The organism is Klebsiella sp. S69, from assembly GCF_016516145.1.
Lineage (GTDB): Bacteria > Pseudomonadota > Gammaproteobacteria > Enterobacterales > Enterobacteriaceae > Klebsiella > Klebsiella oxytoca.
Window position 1 is genome coordinate 77,357 of record NZ_JACVUU010000027.1, and the last position, 22,737, is coordinate 100,093.

Below are 22,737 nucleotides of genomic sequence, written 5' to 3' on the forward strand. Positions count from 1 at the left end.
ATTTTTGCGGGACGCTTTGGGTAAAACAAGATTCAAACAAAGGTATGTTTAAAACGAAGTCTGAGATTAACTTAGCACGACTCTCGCCGGGCGTCCAGAGATCCGCAAAAAATAGGAGCCTGGACGCCGGAACAGCAAGCCGCTTACGCCAGGTTGGCGTCGAGGAACTCTTTCAGCTGGCCTTTAGACAGCGCGCCGACTTTAGTCGCTGCAACTTCACCATTTTTGAACAGCAGCAGGGTCGGGATGCCGCGAATGCCGTATTTCGGCGCAGTACCCGGGTTCTGATCGATGTTCAGCTTCGCAATGGTCAGTTTGCCCTGATACTCTTCAGCGATCTCATCCAGAATCGGGGCGATCATTTTGCACGGACCACACCACTCTGCCCAGAAATCGACGAGGGTTAGCCCGTCAGCCTTGAGTACGTCCGTGTCAAAACTGTCGTCAGTCAGGTGAATAATTTTATCGCTCATATTTAACTCCACAGGAATAAGCCTGGTGTGTTGGTGTCGCAGTCATCAACGACGTGTCAATGCTACGTTATGCACGCTGTTCTTCAGAATGCCTCTTTTATAACGCTCTGCGTCACAATGTCCATCATGAACTTTGTCCCACAGAAGTTAAAGCAACCAGCGTTCAAACCGGCTTATCGCAGATTTGTCACCCTCGCCTTGCTTAGTAGTCTAAGCTTTCGAAGATTCGTTCAGTTGCCGCAGACGCACCTTGAATAATTTCATACATAGCCAACGAAAGGTTGACGTTATTTCACCGGATACGCTTTCTTAATGCAATAGTTAGCTGATATTCTACCACACTATGAGCAAAACACATTTAACAGAACAGAAGTTTTCCGACTTCGCCCTGCACCCGGCAGTGATTGAAGCCCTTGAAAAAAAAGGGTTTCATAATTGCACTCCCATTCAGGCCCTCGCCCTCCCGCTAACGCTGGAAGGTCGCGATGTCGCCGGGCAGGCGCAAACCGGTACCGGTAAAACGATGGCGTTTCTGACGTCAACGTTTCATTATCTTCTCACACACCCGGCTATCGCTGACCGTCAGGTCAATCAGCCGCGGGCGCTAATCATGGCGCCGACGCGTGAACTGGCGGTACAGATCCATGCCGACGCTGAACCACTGGCGCAGGCGACCGGTCTGAAGCTGGGACTCGCGTACGGCGGCGACGGCTACGATAAGCAGCTGAAAGTGCTGGAAAGCGGCGTGGATATTCTGATCGGTACCACCGGTCGCCTTATCGATTACGCTAAACAGAACCATATTAACCTCGGCGCTATTCAGGTTGTCGTGCTCGACGAAGCCGATCGCATGTACGATCTCGGCTTTATTAAAGATATTCGTTGGCTGTTCCGCCGTATGCCGCCCGCGAATCAGCGCCTGAACATGCTTTTCTCCGCCACCCTTTCTTATCGCGTACGTGAACTGGCGTTCGAACAAATGAACAACGCCGAGTACGTTGAAGTTGAGCCAGAGCAGAAAACCGGCCACCGAATTAAAGAAGAACTGTTCTACCCTTCCAATGAAGAAAAAATGCGCCTGCTGCAGACGCTGCTGGAAGAAGAGTGGCCCGATCGCGCGATTATTTTCGCCAATACCAAGCATCGCTGTGAAGATATCTGGGGTCACCTGGCGGCGGACGGCCATCGCGTTGGCCTGTTAACCGGCGACGTCGCGCAGAAAAAACGTCTGCGTATTCTCGACGAATTTACCCGCGGCGATATCGATATTCTTGTCGCAACCGACGTAGCTGCTCGCGGTCTGCATATTCCAGCCGTGACGCACGTCTTTAACTACGATCTGCCGGACGATTGCGAAGACTACGTTCACCGTATTGGCCGTACCGGCCGCGCTGGCGCCAGCGGTCACTCCATCAGCCTGGCCTGTGAAGAGTACGCGCTGAACCTTCCGGCGATTGAAACCTATATTGGTCATTCGATTCCGGTGAGCAAATACAATTCGGACGCGCTCATGACTGACCTGCCTAAGCCGCTGCGCCTCACGCGCCCGCGTCCGGGCAACGGCCCGCGCCGCAACGGTCCGCCACGTAATCGTCGTCGTTCAGGTTAAAGAAATATGCCATACACAAAATCGTTCAAGCAGCATCAAGGCCGCAAGAAAGCGAATCGCAACAAGCTGACGCTGGTCAGCGATTCGGGTACAGAGAACGCAGCCAACACAGAGGCAGTTTGAAAGATGAAGTGTATGAGTTCCACCTCGCTCTATGCCGCTATCGATCTGGGATCTAATAGCTTTCATATGCTGGTTGTACGCGAGGTGGCCGGAAGCATCCAGACCCTGAGTCGCATCAAACGCAAAGTACGTCTGGCCGCAGGCCTGAACAGCGACAACACGCTCTCTGCGGAAGCTATGGAACGCGGCTGGCAATGTTTACGCCTGTTTGCCGAGCGTTTGCAGGATATTCCTCCGGCGCAAACCCGCGTGGTGGCTACCGCGACGCTGCGGCTGGCGGTTAACGCCGGCGAGTTTCTGGAGAAAGCGCGGGACATTCTCGGCTGCCCGGTACAGGTTATCAGCGGTGAAGAGGAAGCACGCCTGATTTATCAGGGCGTGGCCCATACAACCGGCGGTGCAGATCAGCGTCTGGTTGTGGATATTGGCGGCGCCAGTACCGAACTGGTTACCGGCACTGGTGCGCAAACGACCTCGCTTTTCAGCCTGTCGATGGGCTGTGTGACCTGGCTGGAACGCTACTTTGCCGATCGCAGCCTGACCAAAGAGAACTTTAGCCAGGCCGAAACCGCTGCGCGTGAAGTGCTGCGCCCCGTCGCCGATGTTCTGCGCTACCACGGTTGGAAAGTGTGCGTCGGCGCATCCGGCACCGTGCAGGCGTTACAGGAAATCATGATGGCGCAGGGGATGGATGAACGCATCACCTTAGCCAAGCTACAGCAGCTCAAACAGCGCGCGATTCAGTGCGGACGTCTGGAAGAGCTCGAAATTGAAGGCCTGACGCTTGAACGCGCCCTCGTCTTTCCTAGCGGCCTGGCGATTCTGATTGCCATTTTCAGCGAGCTCAATATTCAGTGCATGACTCTCGCGGGCGGGGCACTGCGCGAAGGCCTCGTTTACGGCATGCTGCATCTGTCGGTCGATCAGGATATTCGCAGCCGTACGTTACGCAATATTCAGCGCCGGTTTTTGGTAGATACCGAGCAGGCACAGCGCGTTGCTCAGTTAGCCGCCCATTTCGCTCATCAGGTAGAAAAGAGCTGGGAAATTGAGCCGTTATGCTTTGATTTGCTGCAAAGCGCCTGCCAGTTGCATGAAATCGGTTTGAGCGTGGAGTACAAACAGGCGCCGCTGCACGCCGCCTGGCTGGTGCGCAACCTGGACCTGCCCGGCTTTACCCCCGCGCAAAAGAAGCTGCTGGCGACGTTGCTGTTAAACCAAACCAACGCCGTCGATCTTTCTTCCATTCATCAACAGAACGCGGTGCCGCCGAGAGTCGCTGAGCATATGTGCCGTCTGCTGCGCCTGGCTATTTTATTTGCCAACCGCCGACGCGACGATCTGCTGCCGATGATGACGCTGGCCGCTGAAGATGAGCGCCTGACGCTGACCCTGCCGCAGGGATGGCTGGAAAACCATCCTCTGGGTCGGGAAATGGTCGAGCAGGAGTGCCAGTGGCAGAGCTACGTTCACTGGCCGCTGCAGATTATCGAGGATAGCGCAGCAATGTAGCCCAATCAGGGGGGTATCATGCGAGAAGAACTGGACTTCAAATCGCTGCGTTTTTTTTCCGCCCTCTTCCGTCTGGGCAATGTCTCTCCCGCCGCCGAAGCGCTTAATATCAGCCAGCCGACCGGCAGCTTATTGTTGAAAAAACTTCGCGAGCATTTCGACGATCCCCTGTTTGTGCGAATCGGACAGCGTATGGTGCCCACGCCGCGCGCAGATGATATTGCTCAGACCGTTTTTACTATTCTTCAACTGGTCGATAACCAGCTCCCTGGCAACCCTGAATTTACCCCCCAAACCAGCACACGTAATTTCACTATCGGCATGACTGATATCAGCCAGATGACGTTGTTGCCGCCGTTGCAGGCACAGCTACAGCAGCTTAACGCCGAAGGCATTACTATTTCGGTGCTGAATATCGATGATCAAACGCTGGGCGCGCTTGAGTCTGGTAAGTGCGATTTAGCTATAGGCTATCTTAGGCAGCTACCGGATAACATTTACCAGCAGCGCCTGTTTGATCAATCCTACGTATGCCTGACAGCAGAAAACCATCCGCGGATCCGAGCCGCGTTTACCACCGAGAACTGGCGCCAGGAAAAGCATCTGGCCGTTCACGTCAACGGGACCGGGCATGGAGATATCGATAGATTACTTAACGAGTACGGTATGCCGCGACGCATCGCCCTCACTCTTCCCAGCTTTTTAGGCGCAGGCGAGCTGGTTGCGGGCAGTGAATTGATTGCCGTCGTCCCCGAGCAGCTGGCAAATCATATTATTACTCGCTATCCCTGCTGCAGCTGGCCGCTGCCATTTTCGCTGCCGGAAATTGCTATTCGCCAGGTCTGGCATCAGCGTCTGCACCGCGATCCCGGGCACATCTGGTTGCGGTCGCTGATCGTAAACTTACCCACAACCGGCAGTAGCAAAATTCCCTATTAATTTTCCGGCTCCCGGAGGTCATGCTGTATTAGCTTTTCTGATACCCTGTATTGCATTCTGTTTATTGCTGCCAGTACGTAAAAAATCCTATTCTCCTCGCATCAGGTCATATTAAAACCAAATAGAGGAATAGAGTATGCGTGGAAAAATCGCGTTAGAAGAACACGTTTCAACACCTAAAAACAACAGCCTTTGGGACTCTGCGGGTGAAGCCTCAAGAAACGGTTCTGAATATATGATGGACGTTGAGCGCCGCTTATTAGATCGTAGCTATCAACTGGATGAAATGGCCCAGAGAAATATCGACCATGTTATTCTTTCTCTAACTTCCCCTGGCGCCCAATCTATTTTGGATAAAGCCACAGCCGTATCTTTTGCGCGCGAAACCAACGACTACATCATCGAGAATTATGTTAAACCTAATCCGGATAAATTTAGCGCATTCGCTACTCTGGCACTACAAAACCCCGAAGCTGCGGCCGAAGAACTGGAGCGTGCGGTAAAAAAATTGGGCATGAAAGGCGCGCTGATTAACGGTTACACCAACGTCAAGGATAACGAGCACGGTCTGTACCTGGATGATGAATCAATGCTGGTATTCTGGGATAAAGTCAACGAACTGAACGTTCCCGTTTATCTGCATCCGCGTGAGCCCTTAGAAGGCCCGGCGCGCGGCATCTACACCGGTTATGAAAGCCTGATCGGATCCGCCTGGGGCTTTGCCCAGGAAACCGCGGTTCATGCGATTCGCCTGATGATGAGCGGGTTGTTCGATCGCTATCCCAACCTGAATCTGGTGTTGGGTCACTTAGGCGAAGGCCTGGTTCATATGCTGCCACGCACCCAACACCGTCTCTATCGTCAGCGTTTCGGCTGCGGCCTGGGCAAAGCAGAAAAACCGTTAATGCACTATTTGCAGAATAACTTTATCGTCACCACCAGCGGCCATTTTAATACCTACTCTCTGCAAAATGCGCTAGCTATTATGGGTCCGGATCGCGTGATGTTCTCCGTCGATTATCCGTATGAAGATATTCATCAGGCCTGTGATTGGTTCGATCCTCTGGAAATGGATAGTGAACTGAAGAATAAAATCGCCTGGGGTAATGCCAGCCGCGTATTTAACATTAAATAATTCCATCCAGTATTAATGAAAGGGCCTGACAACAGGCCCTTTCAATTATGGAGAATATATCATGCCGGTAGGAATCTTTGTTTGCAGTGGCTCGCTACTTGTCGGCGCAATTTTTGGCGCATCGCTCAATCGATTTATTCCCGAACATTTAAAAAAGACCTTACCTTTAATCGCCGGGTTAATTTCTATTAGCATGGGCGTGTTTTTTCTCAATAAGCTGATGAATCTGCCGCCCATTGCCCTGGCTGTCATCGTCGGCACCATTATCGGTAGCCTGCTGCATATCGAAAAAGTTATCGAAAATGCCGGAATAAAGCTTCGGGGCCCCGTTGAGAAAGTATTTCCCGGCAAAGGCAGTGCCGATATTGATCCCCAGGATTTCACTAATCAGTTTATCGCCGTACTGATCCTGTTTTGCGCCAGCGGAACCGGTATTTTTGGCGCATTAACCGAAGGTATGACAGGAGATGCGACCATACTGCTCACCAAATCCATTCTCGACTTTTTCACCGCCGCTATTTTTGCCTCCGCGCTGGGGTACATCATCGCCGTTATCTTTGTGCCCCAGCTTATTGTATTCGCGATCCTCTTCTTCGCCGCCAGCGTTATTATGGCGTTAATCACCCCTACAATGATCGCGGATTTTACTGCCTGCGGCGGCATCATCATGCTGGCAACGGGCTTTCGACTCTGCGGGATTCGCGCTTTTCCGACGGCGAACATGCTGCCATCGCTACTGCTGGTGATGCCCTTCTCCGCCGCCTGGCAACAGTTGATCGCCTGAACGCTATGCTACCAGCATCGCCCGGATGCTGGTGTTACGCGTCTTTTTTGTGAGCGCTGCCCGGTTTGCCGCCAGACGCAGACTGGAGTTTCACCCGGAAATCAAAGTTAAAGTAATTGCTCAGGCAAAATGCAGTACCGTACTCAAGCACCTCTCCCTGAGCATTACGACTTTTCAGCGTAATTTTCATCAATGGCACGCCTTGCGGCAGGTCGAGCAAATTCAGTTCTTCGCCGGAAGGGATATGTACCGTGAGTGAGTAGTCCTGGAGATCGGGAAAAATATTATTTTCCGCCCAGTGCGCGTACAGCGACCCTTCAAGCAGATCCGGACGGGGTAAAAAACGCTCGGGAATAAACATGGTTTCGATGGAGACCGGAAGCGCATCGACTAAACGCACGCGTTTTATTTTCGCCAGCCGATCGCCGACGGCGATCTCCAGTTCACGAGCCAAAAAATCATCCGCCGCCAGTTTTTCCCTCACCAGCCATCGGTTAGATACCGTCCCCGAATTTTGCAGCTGGGCAGAAAATCCTCCGCTGGCAAGGTTATAGCTTACCGGCAAATTGACCTCGGTACCCTTTCCGTGACGCTTAATCACCAGCCCGGCTTCCAGCAGGGCATCCAGCGCCTTCACCACCGTCACGCGCGAGAGCTCAAGCGTCTGCGACATTTTACGTTCTGAGGGCAAAATACTGCCGTGCGTCAGCAGCCGCTCCGTCATTGCCGCTTCAATGGCTTGTTTAAGTTGAATATAAAGCGGCGCGGGGGCCTCTGCATTCAGACGCCCTTTTATATACTCAAGCAACGGTTGCGACATCGTTTCGTGGCCTTCCGGAATTTAGTAGCAGTGGATTTATCCTAGTGGATCCATACTGGAATTAGTAGCCCCATCATAACGTCTCCCCGCCCTTTTGAGCGCCGCATTTTTCTTGCAGAATGCGCCTGCGATCACAGCATGACCATAAAGGACTTTAACTGGACTTAATCTGGATCTATTTTTAGGATAACTTTTATTCACTTGTTTCCGGGAGTCGACGATGTCTGATATTCGCCCTACTAATACCGCCGAAAGCCGCATCCTTGGCTGTCTTTACGGGCAAGCCATCGGTGATGCGATGGGCATGCCTTCCGAACTGTGGCCTAAACGCCGCATTATCAACCACTTTGGTTGGATTGAACGCTTCCTTCCTGGACCGAAAGAGAATATTGCGGCCTGCGAATTTCACGCCGCAGAGTTTACCGATGACACCCATCAGTGCATCGCATTAATGGATGCCCTGAATGAAACCAACGGCGTGACCGATCCACTGGCTATTGCCAGGCATATTCTGCTATGGGCCAGACGCTGCCGGGCTTTTGAAAAAAATATTCTCGGCCCAACCTCGAAGGCCTCCCTGCTGGCGCTTGAACAGGAGCAAGCGCTCGATGAGATTGCGGCCAACGGCGTGACCAACGGTGCGGCAATGCGCGTGGCGCCTATGGGCTGTCTGCTGCCGACCCGGAATAAGGCATTTTTCATTGAGCAAGTTCGCCTCTCCTGCCTGCCGACGCACAAATCAGATATCGCCATCGCCGGCGCGGTAGTTATCGCCTGGGCGATCAGTCGCGCCATTGAAGGAGCCGGATGGCTGTTAATTAAAACGGAGCTGGCATCGCTCGCCAATGAAACCCAGCGCCAGTATGAGTCCACTTTTAGTCCACTTCTCGGTAACCGAATTAATCTCGCGCTGACCACGATCGCCAGCGAAACCGACCATCTGACAGGAATTGAACGTATTTATGAGGATATCGGCGCCGGAATGGATATTATCGAGTCTGTCCCCGCGGCGATTGCGCTGGTCGAGCTGGCAAAAACGCAGCCTATGAAATGCGCTATGCTGGCGGCCAATTTAGGCGGCGACACCGACACGATAGGCGCGATGGCAACCGCCATCTGCGGCGCGCTTCATGGCATAGAGGCGTTTCCTGAGGAACATATCCAACAGATTAATCGGGCCAATAGCATAGACTTCGCGCCTTACGCACAGCGGCTTGCAGGATACCGCTTCGCTTAATTGACAGAGGGCATCAATATGGACAGCAAAGCTTCATACGATGGAAATATCCAGACAGCAGATCCCGGAATGGCGGAGTTGGGGATTGATCTGGTCCCCCCGGTCCACCAGACCCAAAAACCGATCCAGCTATTTTTCGTCTGGTGCGCCGCAAACATCGGCATTCTTGGCGTCGTTTACGGCGCAGTCATTGTATCGTTCGGCCTCTCCTTCTGGCAGTCGATTCTTGCCGCCGTGGCGGGCGTCGCCTCCTTTGCGCTGGTCGGCGTCACCAGTATCGCCGGAAAAATCGGCCGCACCACGACGCTGACGCTTTCACGCGTCATTTTTGGCAAGCGCGGCAACATTGCACCTACCAGCTTCTGCTGGGTAAACCTGATGGGCTGGGAGTCGGTCAATATCATTACCGGTACGCTCACCCTCGTTGCGCTGTTTGCCGCCATGGGTTTTGAAGAGAGCCTGACCACCACCGCGCTGTCGCTTTTTCTGTTTGGCGGCCTGACCGTGCTGGTTAGCGTGCTCGGCCAAAATGCCGTGCTGATGATGCAAAAGTGGATCACCCGCATCTTTGGCGCCATGACGCTGCTGGTCGTCATTTATCTGCTCTTCACCGCGGACTGGCAGGCCATCCTCGCGCTGCCGTCAGGTAGCTGGCTGACAGGCTTTCTACCGGCGGTCTCTATTATTGCCGCGGGCACCGGCATCAGCTGGGCGATCGCCGGCGCCGACTATAGCCGCGATCAGCGCCCTGGCTCCGGCGAAAAGGGGATTTTCCTCGCCGTGGTCAGCGGCGCAGCCCTTCCCCTGCTGCTGCTAATGCTGACCGGAATACTGCTCACCGCCCAAATCCCCGATCTGGCCTCCAGCGAAAACCCCATTTCAGCGATCGGTAAACTGCTGCCTTCATGGATGGCAATCCCCTATCTGGCTGCAGCTACCGCCGGGGTTGTGACTATCGCCGTGCTGAGTCTCTATTCCGCCAGCCTTAACCTGTTAAGCATGGGAATTAAACTACAGCAGCGTTCCGCCGTAGCCATTGATGCCGTGCTGGTTCTGGGGATCGCCCTCTACGTGCTGTTTGTCTCGAAAGATTTTCTCGGGCCGTTCATCGCGTTTCTGATTTTCTGCGGCGTATTTCTTGCCGCCTGGGCCGCCATCTTTATGGTCGATTTTTATCGGATGCGCCGCCGTGTCGGCTATTCTGAAGCTGATTTGTTCAGAGAAAGCGGTGCCAACCGTACCGCGCTGGGCTGCTGGATTGTCGGCGCGCTGGCGGGGTTGATGGTCTCTAAAACCGGGTTTATCGACGGACCTTTCGCGGTCGGCATTTTCGCGGACTCCAGCCTCGGGCTATTCGTCTCTTTTATTCTGAGCCTGGTGCTCTATCTTGTCTTCGGACCGAAAAGGGGGGACAGCCGTGACAATCAGCGCTGACCAGCTATCGCCGCGGCGGCCGATCGTGGTGATCGGCGCCGCTTTTGGCGACATAATTCTCCATCTCGATGCGCTGCCGCAAAGCGGTAGCGATGTCCCCGCCCGCGACGGCGGACGGCAGATTGGCGGCTGCGCGTTTAACGTCGCCCGTGCGCTCTCGCGCCTCGAGCTGTTTCCCGTTAACGCCATACCGGTAGGCAATGGCGACTGGGGGCAGGCCGTTGCGCAAAAAATGGCGCTGGAAAACTTGCCCGTCCTCTTGCGTCACCCCACCCACGATAACGGCTGGTGTCTGGCTCTTGTTGAAGCCGACAAAGAGCGGACGTTTATCACCATTGAGGGCTGCGAACAGCACTGGACTGATGAACTATTAGCGCAAATACCGCTGCCGAATGACGCGATTATTTACGTCTCGGGCTACGAACTGGCCAGCGAAGCGCTGCGCCAGTGGCTCCTTGCCCAGGCAGAAGATAAAACGCTGTTTGTCGATTTTGGCCCACGCCTGGGCGATCTGGATATTCGCTTTATTCAGGCGCTGCTGCGCAAACGCCCCGTTCTCACCCTTAATCGCGATGAACTTAGGGTGCTATGCGCGCGTTTATACGATCGGGATGGCGCCACGCTTGACGACGCCACTCGGCTCGCCAGCGACTGGCAGCTACGAGCAATTTGTCGGTTTGATAAGGATGGCGCGTGGGTGGTTGAACCTGACGCGCAACCGCAGCATATTCCGGCCTATCGTGTACAGGTTCACGACACGATTGCCGCAGGAGACAGCCACTGTGCCGGTACTATCGCCGGGCTGGCCTGCGGGATGGATCTGCGGCAGGCAACGCGGCTGGGCAATCAAGTGGCGGCCATTGTCGTCAGCAAACCTGGTTCAGACGGCGCTCCGAATCGCGAAGAGCTACGCCAGTTCCAGCGCCGAGAGGGCAACGGCCGCTAGCCGCTATTTACGTGCTTTCGCCAGCATCGCCCGGATGTTGGCGACGTTCGCTTGCCCTTTATGCATGCGCTCTTCCGGCGAAATAACTTTGCGCTCCTGCTCCCAAATCAGATCATCCTGCGGCAGTTCCAGCAGAAAACGGCTCGGCTCTGGCCGCACGAGTTCGCCGTACTGACGGCGCTCTTTGCACAGGGTAAAAGTCAGCTCTTTCTGCGCGCGGGTGATACCAACGTAGGCAAGGCGACGCTCTTCATCGACGTTGTCTTCATCAATGCTGCTCTGGTGCGGCAGCAGCCCCTCTTCCATGCCAACCAGATAGACGTAGGGAAACTCCAGCCCCTTTGACGCGTGAAGCGTCATTAGCTGCACCTGATCCGTCTCCTCATCCGACTCGCCGCGCTCCATCATGTCGCGGAGGGTAAAGCGGGTAACGACCTGGGTAAGCGTCATGGGTTCATCGATCTCGCTGCCTTCGAGCATTTCGGTCATCCACGTGAACAGCGTATTGACGTTTTTCATCCGCATCTCGGCGGCTTTCGGGCTGGGCGAGGTCTCATAAAGCCAGGATTCATAATCCACGCCGCGGATCAGATCGCGGACAGCCGCAATCGGCTCGCGCTCGGAAAGCTGTTGAATCTCACGCAGCCAGTGGGTGAAGCGGGTCAAAGACTCGTAGCCGCGTCCGCTCAGCGTCTGGGTCAAACCCATATCGAAGCTGGCGGTAAACATGCTTTTATTGCGCCCCATCGCCCATTCGCCCAGCTTTTTCAGGGTCGCCGAACCGATCTCGCGCTTTGGCGTATTGACGATGCGCATGAAGGCGCTGTCATCATCAGGGTTAGTCAGCACGCGCAGATAGGCCAGCAGGTCTTTAATTTCCGGGCGGGAAAAGAACGACGTGCCGCCGGAAATTTTGTACGGGATGCGGTTCTGCATCAGCATCTTTTCAAAAACCCGCGACTGATGGTTGCCGCGATACAGGATAGCGTAATCCTTATAGGCGGTTTTATTAATAAAGTGATGAGCGATGAGTTCACCGGCAACGCGCTCCGCCTCATGGTCTTCGTTATTGGCGGAGAGCACCTTCAGCTCTACGCCATAGCCCAGTTCGGAAAACAGGCGCTTCTCGAAAACGTGCGGATTATTGGCGATCAGGATGTTCGCCGCCTTCAGGATGCGCCCTGATGAGCGGTAGTTTTGCTCCAGCTTGATCACCTGCAGCGCCGGGAAATCCTGGCTTAGCAGTACCAGGTTCTGCGGCCGCGCGCCGCGCCAGGAGTAGATCGACTGATCGTCATCGCCGACCACGGTAAAGCGCGCCCGCTGTCCCACCAGCAGTTTTACCAGCTCGTACTGGCTGGTATTGGTGTCCTGGTATTCATCCACCAGCAGATAACGGATCTTATTCTGCCAGCGTTCCCGCACCTCTTCGTTACGCTGCAGCAGCAGCGTTGGCAGGAGGATCAGATCGTCGAAATCGAGTACGTTGCAGGCTTTCATGTGTGCATCGTACAGGCCGTAGCAGTGAGCGAAGATCCGATCCCGCTCCCCTTTCGCGCCGGCGGCGGCCTGAGAAGGTGTTTTCAGATCGTTTTTCCAGTTGGAGATCGTGGAGATCAGCTGCTGAAGCACCACTTTATCGTCTTCGATCAGCCCCTCGGTGAGCTCTTTTAACAGCGCGACCTGGTCGGTATCGTCGAACAGCGAGAAGTTTGATTTCATCCCTAACGCGGCGTATTCGCGCTTGATAATGTCCAGCCCCAGCGTGTGGAAGGTGGAAATCATCAGCCCGCGCGCCTCTTTGCGCCCCAGCGTTTGCCCGACGCGCTCTTTCATTTCGCGCGCCGCCTTATTGGTAAAGGTAACTGCCGCAATATGGCGCGCCTGATAGCCGCAGCCGCGGATCAGGTGGGCGATTTTATTGGTAATAACGCGGGTCTTACCGGAACCGGCACCCGCCAGCACCAGGCACGGTCCGGTAACGAATTCGACGGCTTGTTGTTGGCCAGGGTTTAAACGCATGGGAGTCTTTTGCTCAATCTTCGAACGGGGTGGGGATTGTAGCAGAAAGAGGGGCACAGAGAGCAACAGGCTGCCCTTTCAGGCAGCCTGTAAATCGCTAAATCAGGATCCGGCGGCGGCAAGCGGCGCATAGCCATTACGCTGCGCGCTCTTGATCCAGCTGTATGAGCCCATGACCGCGATAGCCGTCAGCAGAACATACTCAAGCGACATTGCGTAAACGCCCTGTACCGCGTAGATAACCACGCTAATCACGTCGATAACGACCCACAGCAGCCAGTTTTCGACAAACTTACGCGTCATCAGTACCATGGCGGCAATTGACAACACCAGCATGGTGGAATCCCAGAACGGGAAGGCATCGGGCTGGAGGTCGGGCATCGCCACCTGCATGCCGATCGTTTGCAGCAGGGCAATCATGATGCGGGTCAGCATCGCAAACACCGGATCGATAAACAGCGTCATCAGCACGATCGCCACCGCGCAAACGGCGCCCAGCGCCAGCGTTTGCTGACGGGAAAGCCAGCGAACCTTGAGCGTAGCTTCCTGCGCCTCGTTTTGCCGGCTCCATGCGTACCAGCCGTAAATGTTGGCGGCGAAGAAAAATACCTGCAGCAGCAGGCTGGCATAGAGCTGAATCTGGAAGAAAATGGCCGCAAACAGCGTGACGTTAATCAGGCCAAACAGATAATTGATGATTTTTTCCCGGCTTGCGCACCAGATGCACAGCAGGCCGAATACGGTACCGATGGCTTCAATCCACGATAGCGCATAGCCGCCTTCGCCGAGAGGAATATTGACCATCACATTGTTAATGCTAAAAAAGTCCATCATAAACCTCCTTGCTGGCTAGCGGAATAAATGGCGCGCAGCGCCAGGGTAATTTGCCGTTCTTCGCCCTGCTGGCACAGAGCCTCCTGCTGAACATAATCATTGATACTGCTATCCAGGCAACCGTTGTGGGCAACCACTACGTTGAGCAATGAGGCTGTACGTAACCCGCGCAGCGCGCCGATGGTCATCAGGGCGGCGCTTTCCATATCCGCCCCCAGAATGCCAAGCGCCGACCACTGTGCATCCAGCTCCGCCTCGCGATCGGTATAAAAACTGTCATGGCTGCGCACCAGTCCGCACGCGGCGGGGATATTCATTTGCCGCGCCTGCGCCATCAGCTCCCAGGTCAGCTGCGGGTCGGCGCAGGCCGGATAGCCTGCCGGCGCATAGGTTCGGCTGGTGCCGTCATCCATAACCGCGCCGTGGGCGATAATTACGTCACCGAGCGCAAGATTATCCTGCAGGGCGCCGCAGCTGCCGATACGAATCAGGGTCGTAACGCCGATCTGGCGCAGCTCTTCAATGGCGATCGCAGTGGAGGGGCCGCCGATTCCGGTGGAGAGCACCAAAATTTCCACGCCCTGGTACCAGCCGCGTGCGGCGCGAAACTCCCGGTTCTGACCGAGCGGCTCGGCATTATCAAGAAAACTGACGATACGGTCGACCCTCTGGGGGTCGCCCGGCAGCAGCGCGTACCGCGCGCCGGTCATCTCTTTGCTTAACTGGATATGGGGTTGCAGCGACATACTCCCGCCTCCTTCACTCTTGCGGTTATCCGATATCAGCCTCCTGTTTAAGCTTTTCAGGAGCTAACAACACAATGCGTTCACCATCGGTATCAATAATTTGTAGCGCTTTCAGATCATGCAAAATACGGTTAATACTGCGGGTCGTCGCCGCAAATTCCTGGCTGAGATTCTGCTTATCCAGCAAGATTTCATTGGCGCCATCCTGCTGATAACGCAGCCACAGGGCCTGGCACACCCGCTGATGCAACGAATAAAGATTGTCGCTGCTGGCCTTTTTCGACAGCTGGTAATATTGCTGGCTAAAGAAGCGCAGCATCCGCTGGTTAAAATGGTTATCTAACGCCAGCCAGCGGCAGAAATATTCCTGTGACAGGCTGAGAAGCTGCACATGTCCCACCGCCGCCACCGAGCAGATATACTGACGCGACTCAAAGATCTCGAGCTCGCCCACCATATCGCCTTTTCGGTAGCGGGCCTGGCGATAGCGGCGCCCATCTTCAGCCTCGTAGAAAACATCCACCTCACCAGCGATAATCAGCGAAAAGCGCTGACACACCTCCCCCTGTCGACAGATAAAATCGCCGCGCGGGATCTCTTCGAAGCGCCAGCGCTGCATGATCTCGAGGGGACAATATTTTAGTAATTCATAGAGCTGTGGATCGCTCACGATCTCACTCAGCCCCGAAAGCCAGCCAACTGAAAATTCAGGTTTTTTCATTGTATCCATGTTATCTCGCTCCAGGACTATAAGGACAGGACGGCTGTCCCCGACCAGAGGGAATACGCCGGATAAAAGTGTTGCTCATCTCCCGCTTCCGTTTATCAGGCGAGACATCTGTCCCGCGATGGCGAAGAGTATAGGTCCACGGCCAAAGCGGGTGGTAAAGTAACGGGATATCTTTGCGACTGAGAACACCATAATGGCAAAAAGCGCAGCAGCCCTGCACATCCTGGTTAAAGAAGAGAAACTGGCGCACGAGATCCTCGCCAAACTGGAACGTGGTGTCAGCTTCGATCACCTGGCAAAGCGCTATTCGAAATGTCCATCAGGACGCAACGGCGGAGATCTTGGGGAGTTTAATCAAGGAGTTATGGTCGGGCCGTTTGATAAAGCGGTCTTCAGCTGCCCGCTGCTCAAGCCATATGGACCGGTCAAAACCAAGTTCGGCTACCACATCATTAAGGTGCTCTATCGCCGCTAGCCCATGCTACTATTGCGCCCTGATTTATCCCCCATTCACTCAAGGTACGATCATGGCAAAAACGGCAGCAGCACTGCATATTCTGGTTAAAGAAGAGAAGCTGGCACTGGATCTTCTGGAGCAAATTAAAAACGGCGCCGATTTCGGCAAACTGGCGAAGAAGCACTCGATCTGCCCGTCAGGCAAACGCGGCGGCGATTTAGGTGAATTCCGCCAGGGTCAGATGGTGCCGGCGTTTGATAAAGTCGTCTTCTCCTGCCCGGAGCTGGAGCCAACCGGCCCGCTGCACACTCAGTTTGGTTATCACATCATCAAGGTGCTGTACCGCAAATAAAAAAAACCGGCGTCTTATTTGCACCGGTTTTTTATCTCACAGCTTTCCCCTAAGGATTTCAGCTTGCAGGAAGGCGGCAAGTGAGTACAGCCCCAGGAGCATAGATAACTATGTGACTGGGGTGTACGAACGCAGCCAACGCATCTGCAAGTTGAAAGGCGACGGGGAATTAGCCCGCTACCGCAATACGTTTCATATCGGTCATATAGCCGCGCAGTTTCTTACCAACCTGCTCGATAGCGTGGCTGCGAATAGCTTCATTCACGTCGCGCAGCTGAGCGTTATCTACCGCGCCTTCGGCAATCGCTTTGCCCAGGTCGCCGGTCTGCAGGGTAGTCATGAACTCTTTCAGCAGCGGTACGCAAGCGTAAGAGAACAGGTAGTTACCGTATTCTGCGGTATCGGAGATAACCACGTTCATTTCGTACAGGCGCTTACGGGCGATGGTGTTGGCGATCAGCGGCAGCTCGTGCAGCGATTCATAGTAAGCGGACTCTTCGATGATGCCGGAATCGACCATGGTTTCGAACGCCAGCTCAACGCCTGCTTTCACCATCGCGATCATCAGAACGCCTTTATCGAAGTACTCCTGCTCGCCGATTTTACCTTCAAACTGCGGCGCGGTTTCGAACGCGGTTTTACCGGTCTCTTCACGCCAGGTCAGTAGTTTTTTATCGTCGTTGGCCCAGTCAGCCATCATACCGGAGGAGAATTCACCGGAGATGATGTCATCCATATGTTTCTGGAACAGCGGCGCCATAATCTCTTTCAGCTGTTCGGACAGCGCATAAGCACGCAGCTTAGCCGGGTTAGACAGGCGATCCATCATCAGGGTGATACCGCCCTGCTTCAGCGCTTCGGTGATGGTTTCCCAGCCGAACTGAATCAGTTTCTCAGCGTATGCCGGGTCGGTACCTTCTTCCACCAGCTTGTCGAAGCACAGCAGAGAGCCAGCCTGCAGCATACCGCACAGAATGGTCTGCTCGCCCATCAGGTCGGATTTCACTTCCGCCACGAAGGAAGACTCCAGAACGCCCGCACGGTGACCGCCGGTGGCCGCAGCCCAGGCTTTAGCGATGGCCATGCCTTCGCCTTTCGGATCGTTTTCCGGGTGAACCGCGATCAGAGTCGGTACGCCAAAACCACGTTTGTACTCTTCGCGCACTTCGGTACCCGGACACTTCGGCGCTACCATCACAACGGTGATATCCTTACGGATCTGCTCACCCACTTCCACGATGTTGAAACCGTGAGAGTAGCCCAGCGCCGCGCCGTCTTTCATCAGCGGCTGAACGGAACGCACAACGTCAGAGTGCTGCTTGTCCGGCGTCAGGTTAACCACCAGGTCAGCCTGCGGGATCAGCTCTTCGTAGGTACCCACTTTGAAGCCGTTTTCGGTCGCTTTACGCCACGATGCGCGCTTCTCGGCGATCGCTTCTTTACGCAGCGCGTAGGAGATATCGAGACCGGAGTCGCGCATGTTCAGGCCCTGGTTCAGACCCTGAGCACCACAGCCGACGATGACCACTTTTTTACCCTGAAGGTAGCTTGCGCCATCGGCGAATTCGTCGCGACCCATAAAGCGACATTTGCCCAGCTGCGCCAGCTGCTGGCGCAGGTTCAGTGTATTAAAGTAGTTAGCCATGGTGATACCTCGTGATGTTGTGTGTCTTATTTTGTTCGGTTCGCGGTTCAGCGAGAATGTACCCACATTACAACAGGAAATTTATTGCGGAAATTGATATATTCACAACGTCAAGTTGCAATTTCTGCAATGTAAAATCGTGGAGTGCCGCCGGTGGATTTACGCGATCTAAAAACCTTCCTGCATCTGGCGGAAAGCCGCCATTTTGGCCGCAGCGCGCGGGCAATGCACGTCAGCCCTTCCACACTGTCCCGGCAAATTCAGCGCCTGGAAGAAGACCTCGGGCAACCGCTGTTTGTCCGCGATAACCGCACGGTAACGCTTACCGAAGCGGGAGAAGAGCTACGAACGTTTGCCCAGCAGACGCTGCTGCAGTATCAGCAGCTGCGCCACACTATCGATCAGCAAGGGCCGTCGCTGTCGGGCGAGCTGCATATCTTCTGCTCGGTAACCGCCGCCTACAGCCACCTGCCTCCCATACTCGATCGCTTTCGCGCCGAGCATCCTTCGGTGGAAATTAAGCTCACCACCGGCGATGCCGCCGATGCGATGGAGAAAGTGGTGACGGGTGAAGCCGATCTGGCGATAGCCGGTAAGCCAGAAACGCTTCCCGGCGCGGTGGCCTTCGCAATGCTGGAAAATCTGGCGGTGGTGCTAATCGCCCCGGCGCTGCCTTGTCCGGTTCGCAACCAGGTCTCGGTGGAGAAGCCTGACTGGGCAACGGTACCCTTTATCATGGCCGACCAGGGCCCCGTGCGCCGCCGCATTGAGCTGTGGTTTCGTCGCCATAAAATCAGTAATCCATCAATTTACGCGACGGTGGGCGGACATGAAGCCATGGTATCCATGGTGGCGCTCGGCTGCGGCGTCGCGCTGCTGCCAGAAGTGGTGCTGGAAAATAGCCCGGAGCCGGTGCGCAATCGCGTAATGATTCTGGAGCGTAGCGACGAAAAAACCCCTTTTGAGCTGGGCGTCTGCGCGCCCAAAAAGCGACTGCATGAACCGCTGATTAATGCGTTCTGGGAAATCGTTCAAACAAAATAAGGAGATAACATGCGTTCAGGGACGTTGCTATTAACCATAGCCATGGTGTTATGTTGTACCGTCCAGGCAAAACCGAAGGGCATTACCGTGCTGGATATCAAACATCTGGCGCTTCAGCAATGCCTGGTGGCGAATTACAAAGCCCGAACGCCTGAAGGCGCGCGATCGGCCCCGTCGCAGGATGCGTCATTTATGATTGAGAGATACGCCCTGGATAATGCCGGCGTGTGGAAGGCATTTCAGACGTTCGTCGCCAAAGAGACGAAAGATTTTGATCGGCTAACGATGTCATTACACCCTGACCATGCTCAGACTGCCAATAACGTGCTGGCGCAATGCATGAACTTTTATGAATCGGACAAGCTGGATAAGTATGTACGTGGGACGGTGATGAAGTAACCCATCCTGCCATTTATATCATTCTGACAGATGACCGGAAGAGGCGGTTTCTTCCGGTCATCATAATAACTACCCCGCCAGGAAGAACCGGAACGCCGGGTTATGGGTTTCATCGTGGCAGTCGTAGCCCAGCTCATGCAGGCGGGTTTCAAAATCAGGCTCGTGATCGCCCAGTTCGAATGCCGCCAGCACGCGGCCATAATCGGTACCGTGACTGCGGTAGTGGAACAGTGAAATGTTCCAGTGGGTACCCAGCGTATGCAGGAACTTCAGCAGGGCGCCGGGCGATTCCGGGAACTCGAAGCTGAACAAACGTTCCTGCAGCGGCTGCGAAGGTCGCCCGCCGACCATGTAGCGTACGTGTAGCTTGGCCATTTCGTCGTCGGAGAGATCCACCACGCTGTAGCCCCCTTCATGCAGCAGATTGAGGATCTCTTTCCGCTCTTCCAGACCGCGACTCAGGCGCACACCGACAAAAATGCAGGCATTCTTTGCATCGGCGAAGCGGTAGTTAAACTCGGTCACCGACCGGCCACCCAGCAGCTGGCAGAACTTGAGGAAGCTGCCCTTCTCTTCAGGAATGGTTACCGCCAGCAGCGCTTCACGCTGTTCTCCCAGTTCGCAGCGTTCGGAAACGTAGCGCAGACCGTGGAAGTTGACGTTCGCACCGGAAAGCACGTGCGCCAGCCGTTCGCCGCGAATATTATGCTGAGCGATATATTTTTTCATTCCCGCCAGCGCCAGCGCGCCGGAAGGTTCTGCTACCGCACGCACGTCTTCAAACAGGTCTTTCATCGCCGCGCAGATGGCATCGCTATCAACGGTGACGATGTCGTCGAGATACTCCTGACAGAGACGGAAAGTCTCATCACCGATACGTTTAACCGCCACGCCTTCGGCAAACAGCCCCACGCGGGGTAAATCAACCGGATGGCCCGCATCCAGGGCGGCTTTCAGACAGGCAGAATCCTCAGCTTCAACCGCAATGACCTTAATCTGCGGCATGAGCTGTTTGATCAGCACCGCCACGCCCGCCGCGAGACCTCCGCCGCCAACCGGTACGAATACGCGGTCGATATGGGCATCCTGCTGCAGCAGCTCCAGCGCCAGCGTCCCCTGCCCGGCAATCACCATCGGATGGTCGAAAGGCGGTACCCAGGTGAATCCCTGCTGCTGCGCCAGTTCAATAGCTTTGGCTTTGGCTTCATCGAAGTTCGCGCCGTGCAGCAGCACTTCACCACCGAAGCCGCGCACCGCATCGACCTTGATATCCGCGGTGGCGGTTGGCATGACGATCAGCGCCTTCACGCCCAGGCGAGAGGCGGAGAAAGCCACGCCCTGCGCATGATTACCCGCCGAAGCGGTGATCACGCCGTGCGATTTTTGCTCTTCCGTCAGCCCGGCCATCATCGCGTACGCCCCGCGCAGCTTAAAGCTGTGCACCGGCTGACGATCTTCACGCTTCACCAGCACAACGTTATCGAGGCGCGACGAGAGCTTTTCCATTTTTTGCAGCGGCGTAATCTGCGCGGCTTCGTATACCGGCGCGCGCAGTACGGCTCTGAGGTATTCCGCCCCCTCAGGGGCGGCGGACAGGGGTTGCGACTCGGCCATCATTAACCCCCAAGTTTCGATTTATCGCGTACCGCGCCTTTGTCGGCGCTGGTTGCCAGGCTAGCGTAGGCGCGAAGGGCAAAGGAAACCTGACGCTCGCGATCTTTCGGCGTCCAGGCTTTATCACCGCGTGCTTCCTGAGCTTCACGGCGCGCCGCGATCTCAGCATCGCTCAGCTGCAGCTGAATACCGCGATTTGGGATATCAATGGCGATCATATCGCCATCTTCAATGATCGCGATATTGCCGCCGCTGGCGGCTTCCGGAGAAACGTGACCGATGGAGAGGCCTGAAGTGCCGCCGGAGAAACGACCGTCGGTAATCAGCGCGCAGGCTTTACCCAGCCCCATGGATTTCAGGAAGGTGGTCGGATAGAGCATTTCCTGCATCCCCGGTCCGCCTTTCGGACCTTCATAGCGAATAACTACCACATCACCCGCAACCACTTTACCGCCGAGGATGGCATCCACGGCCGCGTCCTGACTTTCGTATACCTTAGCCGGGCCGGTGAATTTCAGGATGCTATCGTCTACGCCGGCGGTTTTCACGATGCAGCCATTTTCGGCAAAGTTGCCGTACAAAACGGCCAGACCGCCGTCCTTGCTATAAGCGTGTTCCAGCGAGCGAATACAGCCTTCTGCGCGATCGTCATCCAGGCTGTCCCAGCGGCAATCCTGAGAGAAAGCCTGCGTCGTGCGGATACCCGCTGGCCCGGCGCGGAACATCTTTTTAACCGCTTCATCCTGCGTGACGGTGATATCGTACTGCTCCAGCGTCTGCGGCAGGGTCAAACCGAGCACGTTCTTCACATCGCGGTTCAGCAGTCCGGCACGATCCAGCTCGCCTAAAATACCCAATACGCCGCCCGCGCGGTGCACGTCTTCCATATGATATTTCTGCGTACTTGGCGCCACCTTACACAGCTGCGGTACTTTGCGTGAAAGCTTATCGATATCGCTCATGGTGAAGTCGATTTCTGCCTCCTGCGCTGCCGCCAGCAGATGCAGGACGGTATTGGTGGAACCGCCCATGGCGATATCCAGCGTCATGGCGTTTTCAAACGCCGCTTTGCTGGCGATATTACGCGGCAGCGCAGAAGCGTCGTCCTGCTCGTAGTAACGCTTAGTCAGCTCGACGATACGCGAACCCGCATTGAGGAACAGCTGTTTACGATCGGCGTGAGTCGCCAGCAGCGAGCCGTTACCTGGCTGCGACAGGCCCAGCGCTTCGGTCAGACAGTTCATGGAGTTGGCGGTGAACATCCCGGAACAGGAACCGCAGGTCGGGCAAGCGGAACGTTCAACCTGATTACTCTGATCGTCAGAGACTTTCGGGTCAGCGCCCTGAATCATCGCATCGACCAGGTCGAGTTTAATGATTTGATCGGACAGTTTGGTTTTCCCGGCTTCCATAGGGCCGCCGGAAACAAAAATTACCGGAATATTCAGGCGCAGAGACGCCATTAACATCCCGGGAGTGATTTTATCGCAGTTGGAGATACAGACCATCGCATCAGCACAGTGGGCGTTAACCATGTACTCCACCGAGTCAGCGATCAGTTCGCGGGATGGCAGTGAATAAAGCATACCCCCGTGCCCCATCGCGATCCCGTCATCCACCGCAATGGTGTTGAATTCTTTAGCGACGCCGCCAGCGGCTTCAATTTGCTCAGCAACCAGCTTGCCGAGATCGCGCAGGTGAACGTGCCCCGGCACGAACTGGGTGAAAGAGTTCACCACGGCGATAATCGGCTTACCGAAATCATCGTCGGTCATTCCAGTGGCGCGCCACAGCGCGCGGGCACCCGCCATATTACGGCCGTGAGTGGTTGTGGCGGAACGGTACTTAGGCATGCTTTAGTTACTCCCAGTGTCTGTTAAAT

General features: G+C 55.2%; 21 protein-coding genes. 12 read left to right on the forward strand and 9 right to left on the reverse strand.

What is annotated here, in order from left to right; all coding sequences use genetic code 11:
- Window positions 1-143 precede the first annotated feature (143 nt).
- Window positions 144-473 carry a thioredoxin TrxA gene (gene trxA, locus IAE27_RS23745; RefSeq protein WP_004097507.1) on the reverse strand — a complete coding sequence of 110 codons (330 nt, stop codon included), beginning with the start codon at window positions 471-473 and terminating at the stop codon, window positions 144-146.
- A gap of 343 nt (window positions 474-816) precedes the next feature.
- Between trxA and rhlB the strand changes: the two genes are divergently transcribed.
- From rhlB to IAE27_RS23770, 5 genes are all read left to right on the forward strand, one after another.
- Window positions 817-2,082: an ATP-dependent RNA helicase RhlB gene (rhlB, locus tag IAE27_RS23750; protein ID WP_004107637.1), complete on the forward strand. Its 1,266-nt coding sequence runs from the start codon at window positions 817-819 to the stop codon at window positions 2,080-2,082.
- A 126-nt stretch (window positions 2,083-2,208) separates the two neighbouring features.
- Window positions 2,209-3,717, forward strand: a complete 1,509-nt coding sequence (gene gppA / locus IAE27_RS23755; protein ID WP_023329098.1) for a guanosine-5'-triphosphate,3'-diphosphate diphosphatase — start codon at window positions 2,209-2,211, stop codon at window positions 3,715-3,717.
- 18 nt (window positions 3,718-3,735) lie between these two features.
- A complete protein-coding gene (locus tag IAE27_RS23760; RefSeq protein ID WP_108704341.1) occupies window positions 3,736-4,656 on the forward strand; it encodes a LysR family transcriptional regulator in 921 nt (306 codons plus the stop codon).
- Between the two features lie 136 nt (window positions 4,657-4,792).
- Window positions 4,793-5,791, forward strand: coding sequence for an amidohydrolase family protein (locus tag IAE27_RS23765; protein WP_004107630.1), 999 nt, complete (start codon window positions 4,793-4,795; stop codon window positions 5,789-5,791).
- Between the two features lie 61 nt (window positions 5,792-5,852).
- Entirely contained in the window at window positions 5,853-6,575 is a 723-nt protein-coding gene (locus IAE27_RS23770; protein WP_004107629.1) for a DUF554 domain-containing protein, read from the forward strand.
- A 34-nt stretch (window positions 6,576-6,609) separates the two neighbouring features.
- On the opposite strand, the gene IAE27_RS23775 is transcribed toward IAE27_RS23770, so the two are convergent.
- Complete coding sequence (locus tag IAE27_RS23775) at window positions 6,610-7,395, reverse strand: GntR family transcriptional regulator (protein WP_108704343.1); 786 nt, start codon at window positions 7,393-7,395, stop codon at window positions 6,610-6,612.
- 220 nt (window positions 7,396-7,615) lie between these two features.
- On the opposite strand from IAE27_RS23775, the gene IAE27_RS23780 reads away from it, so the two are divergent.
- The 3 genes from IAE27_RS23780 to IAE27_RS23790 are packed head-to-tail and all read left to right on the forward strand — an operon-like array spanning window position 7,616 to window position 11,012.
- Window positions 7,616-8,632: an ADP-ribosylglycohydrolase family protein gene (locus IAE27_RS23780; RefSeq protein WP_154022682.1), complete on the forward strand. Its 1,017-nt coding sequence runs from the start codon at window positions 7,616-7,618 to the stop codon at window positions 8,630-8,632.
- Between the two features lie 18 nt (window positions 8,633-8,650).
- Window positions 8,651-10,066: a purine-cytosine permease family protein gene (locus IAE27_RS23785; RefSeq protein WP_108704344.1), complete on the forward strand. Its 1,416-nt coding sequence runs from the start codon at window positions 8,651-8,653 to the stop codon at window positions 10,064-10,066.
- Window positions 10,050-11,012 carry a PfkB family carbohydrate kinase gene (locus IAE27_RS23790; RefSeq protein WP_004107622.1) on the forward strand — a complete coding sequence of 321 codons (963 nt, stop codon included), beginning with the start codon at window positions 10,050-10,052 and terminating at the stop codon, window positions 11,010-11,012. Before IAE27_RS23785 ends, IAE27_RS23790 begins: the two co-directional genes overlap by 17 nt.
- A 3-nt stretch (window positions 11,013-11,015) precedes the next feature.
- On the opposite strand, the gene rep is transcribed toward IAE27_RS23790, so the two are convergent.
- The 4 genes from rep to IAE27_RS23810 form a co-directional block, all read right to left on the reverse strand.
- Window positions 11,016-13,034, reverse strand: coding sequence for a DNA helicase Rep (gene rep, locus IAE27_RS23795; protein ID WP_016808201.1), 2,019 nt, complete (start codon window positions 13,032-13,034; stop codon window positions 11,016-11,018).
- A 102-nt stretch (window positions 13,035-13,136) separates the two neighbouring features.
- Complete coding sequence (gene pnuC, locus IAE27_RS23800) at window positions 13,137-13,865, reverse strand: nicotinamide riboside transporter PnuC (RefSeq protein ID WP_154022684.1); 729 nt, start codon at window positions 13,863-13,865, stop codon at window positions 13,137-13,139.
- Complete coding sequence (locus IAE27_RS23805; protein ID WP_004116945.1) at window positions 13,865-14,614, reverse strand: nucleoside phosphorylase; 750 nt, start codon at window positions 14,612-14,614, stop codon at window positions 13,865-13,867. The genes pnuC and IAE27_RS23805 overlap by 1 nt, the downstream gene beginning before the upstream one ends.
- A gap of 25 nt (window positions 14,615-14,639) precedes the next feature.
- Window positions 14,640-15,344 carry a Crp/Fnr family transcriptional regulator gene (locus tag IAE27_RS23810; RefSeq protein ID WP_004107618.1) on the reverse strand — a complete coding sequence of 235 codons (705 nt, stop codon included), beginning with the start codon at window positions 15,342-15,344 and terminating at the stop codon, window positions 14,640-14,642.
- Between the two features lie 193 nt (window positions 15,345-15,537).
- On the opposite strand from IAE27_RS23810, the gene ppiC (IAE27_RS23815) reads away from it, so the two are divergent.
- Together ppiC (IAE27_RS23815) and ppiC (IAE27_RS23820) are read left to right on the forward strand one after the other, a co-directional pair.
- Window positions 15,538-15,819, forward strand: coding sequence for a peptidylprolyl isomerase PpiC (gene ppiC, locus IAE27_RS23815; protein WP_016808199.1), 282 nt, complete (start codon window positions 15,538-15,540; stop codon window positions 15,817-15,819).
- Window positions 15,820-15,871: 52 nt separating this feature from the next.
- Window positions 15,872-16,153, forward strand: coding sequence for a peptidylprolyl isomerase PpiC (gene ppiC, locus IAE27_RS23820; RefSeq protein WP_004107616.1), 282 nt, complete (start codon window positions 15,872-15,874; stop codon window positions 16,151-16,153).
- Window positions 16,154-16,322: 169 nt separating this feature from the next.
- On the opposite strand, the gene ilvC is transcribed toward ppiC (IAE27_RS23820), so the two are convergent.
- Entirely contained in the window at window positions 16,323-17,798 is a 1,476-nt protein-coding gene (gene ilvC / locus IAE27_RS23825; protein ID WP_003018001.1) for a ketol-acid reductoisomerase, read from the reverse strand.
- A 153-nt stretch (window positions 17,799-17,951) separates the two neighbouring features.
- Between ilvC and ilvY the strand changes: the two genes are divergently transcribed.
- On the forward strand, window positions 17,952-18,842 hold the full coding sequence (gene ilvY, locus IAE27_RS23830; protein WP_004107613.1) for an HTH-type transcriptional activator IlvY: 891 nt from the start codon (window positions 17,952-17,954) through the stop codon (window positions 18,840-18,842).
- Between the two features lie 9 nt (window positions 18,843-18,851).
- A complete protein-coding gene (locus IAE27_RS23835; RefSeq protein ID WP_004107609.1) occupies window positions 18,852-19,241 on the forward strand; it encodes a hypothetical protein in 390 nt (129 codons plus the stop codon).
- A 69-nt stretch (window positions 19,242-19,310) separates the two neighbouring features.
- On the opposite strand, the gene ilvA is transcribed toward IAE27_RS23835, so the two are convergent.
- The gene (gene ilvA / locus IAE27_RS23840) at window positions 19,311-20,855 is read right to left on the reverse strand and encodes a threonine ammonia-lyase, biosynthetic (RefSeq protein WP_024274874.1); all 1,545 of its coding nucleotides are present in this window, start codon (window positions 20,853-20,855) and stop codon (window positions 19,311-19,313) included.
- Between the two features lie 2 nt (window positions 20,856-20,857).
- A complete protein-coding gene (gene ilvD, locus IAE27_RS23845; RefSeq protein ID WP_004107602.1) occupies window positions 20,858-22,708 on the reverse strand; it encodes a dihydroxy-acid dehydratase in 1,851 nt (616 codons plus the stop codon).
- Between the last annotated feature and the right edge of the window lie 29 nt (window positions 22,709-22,737).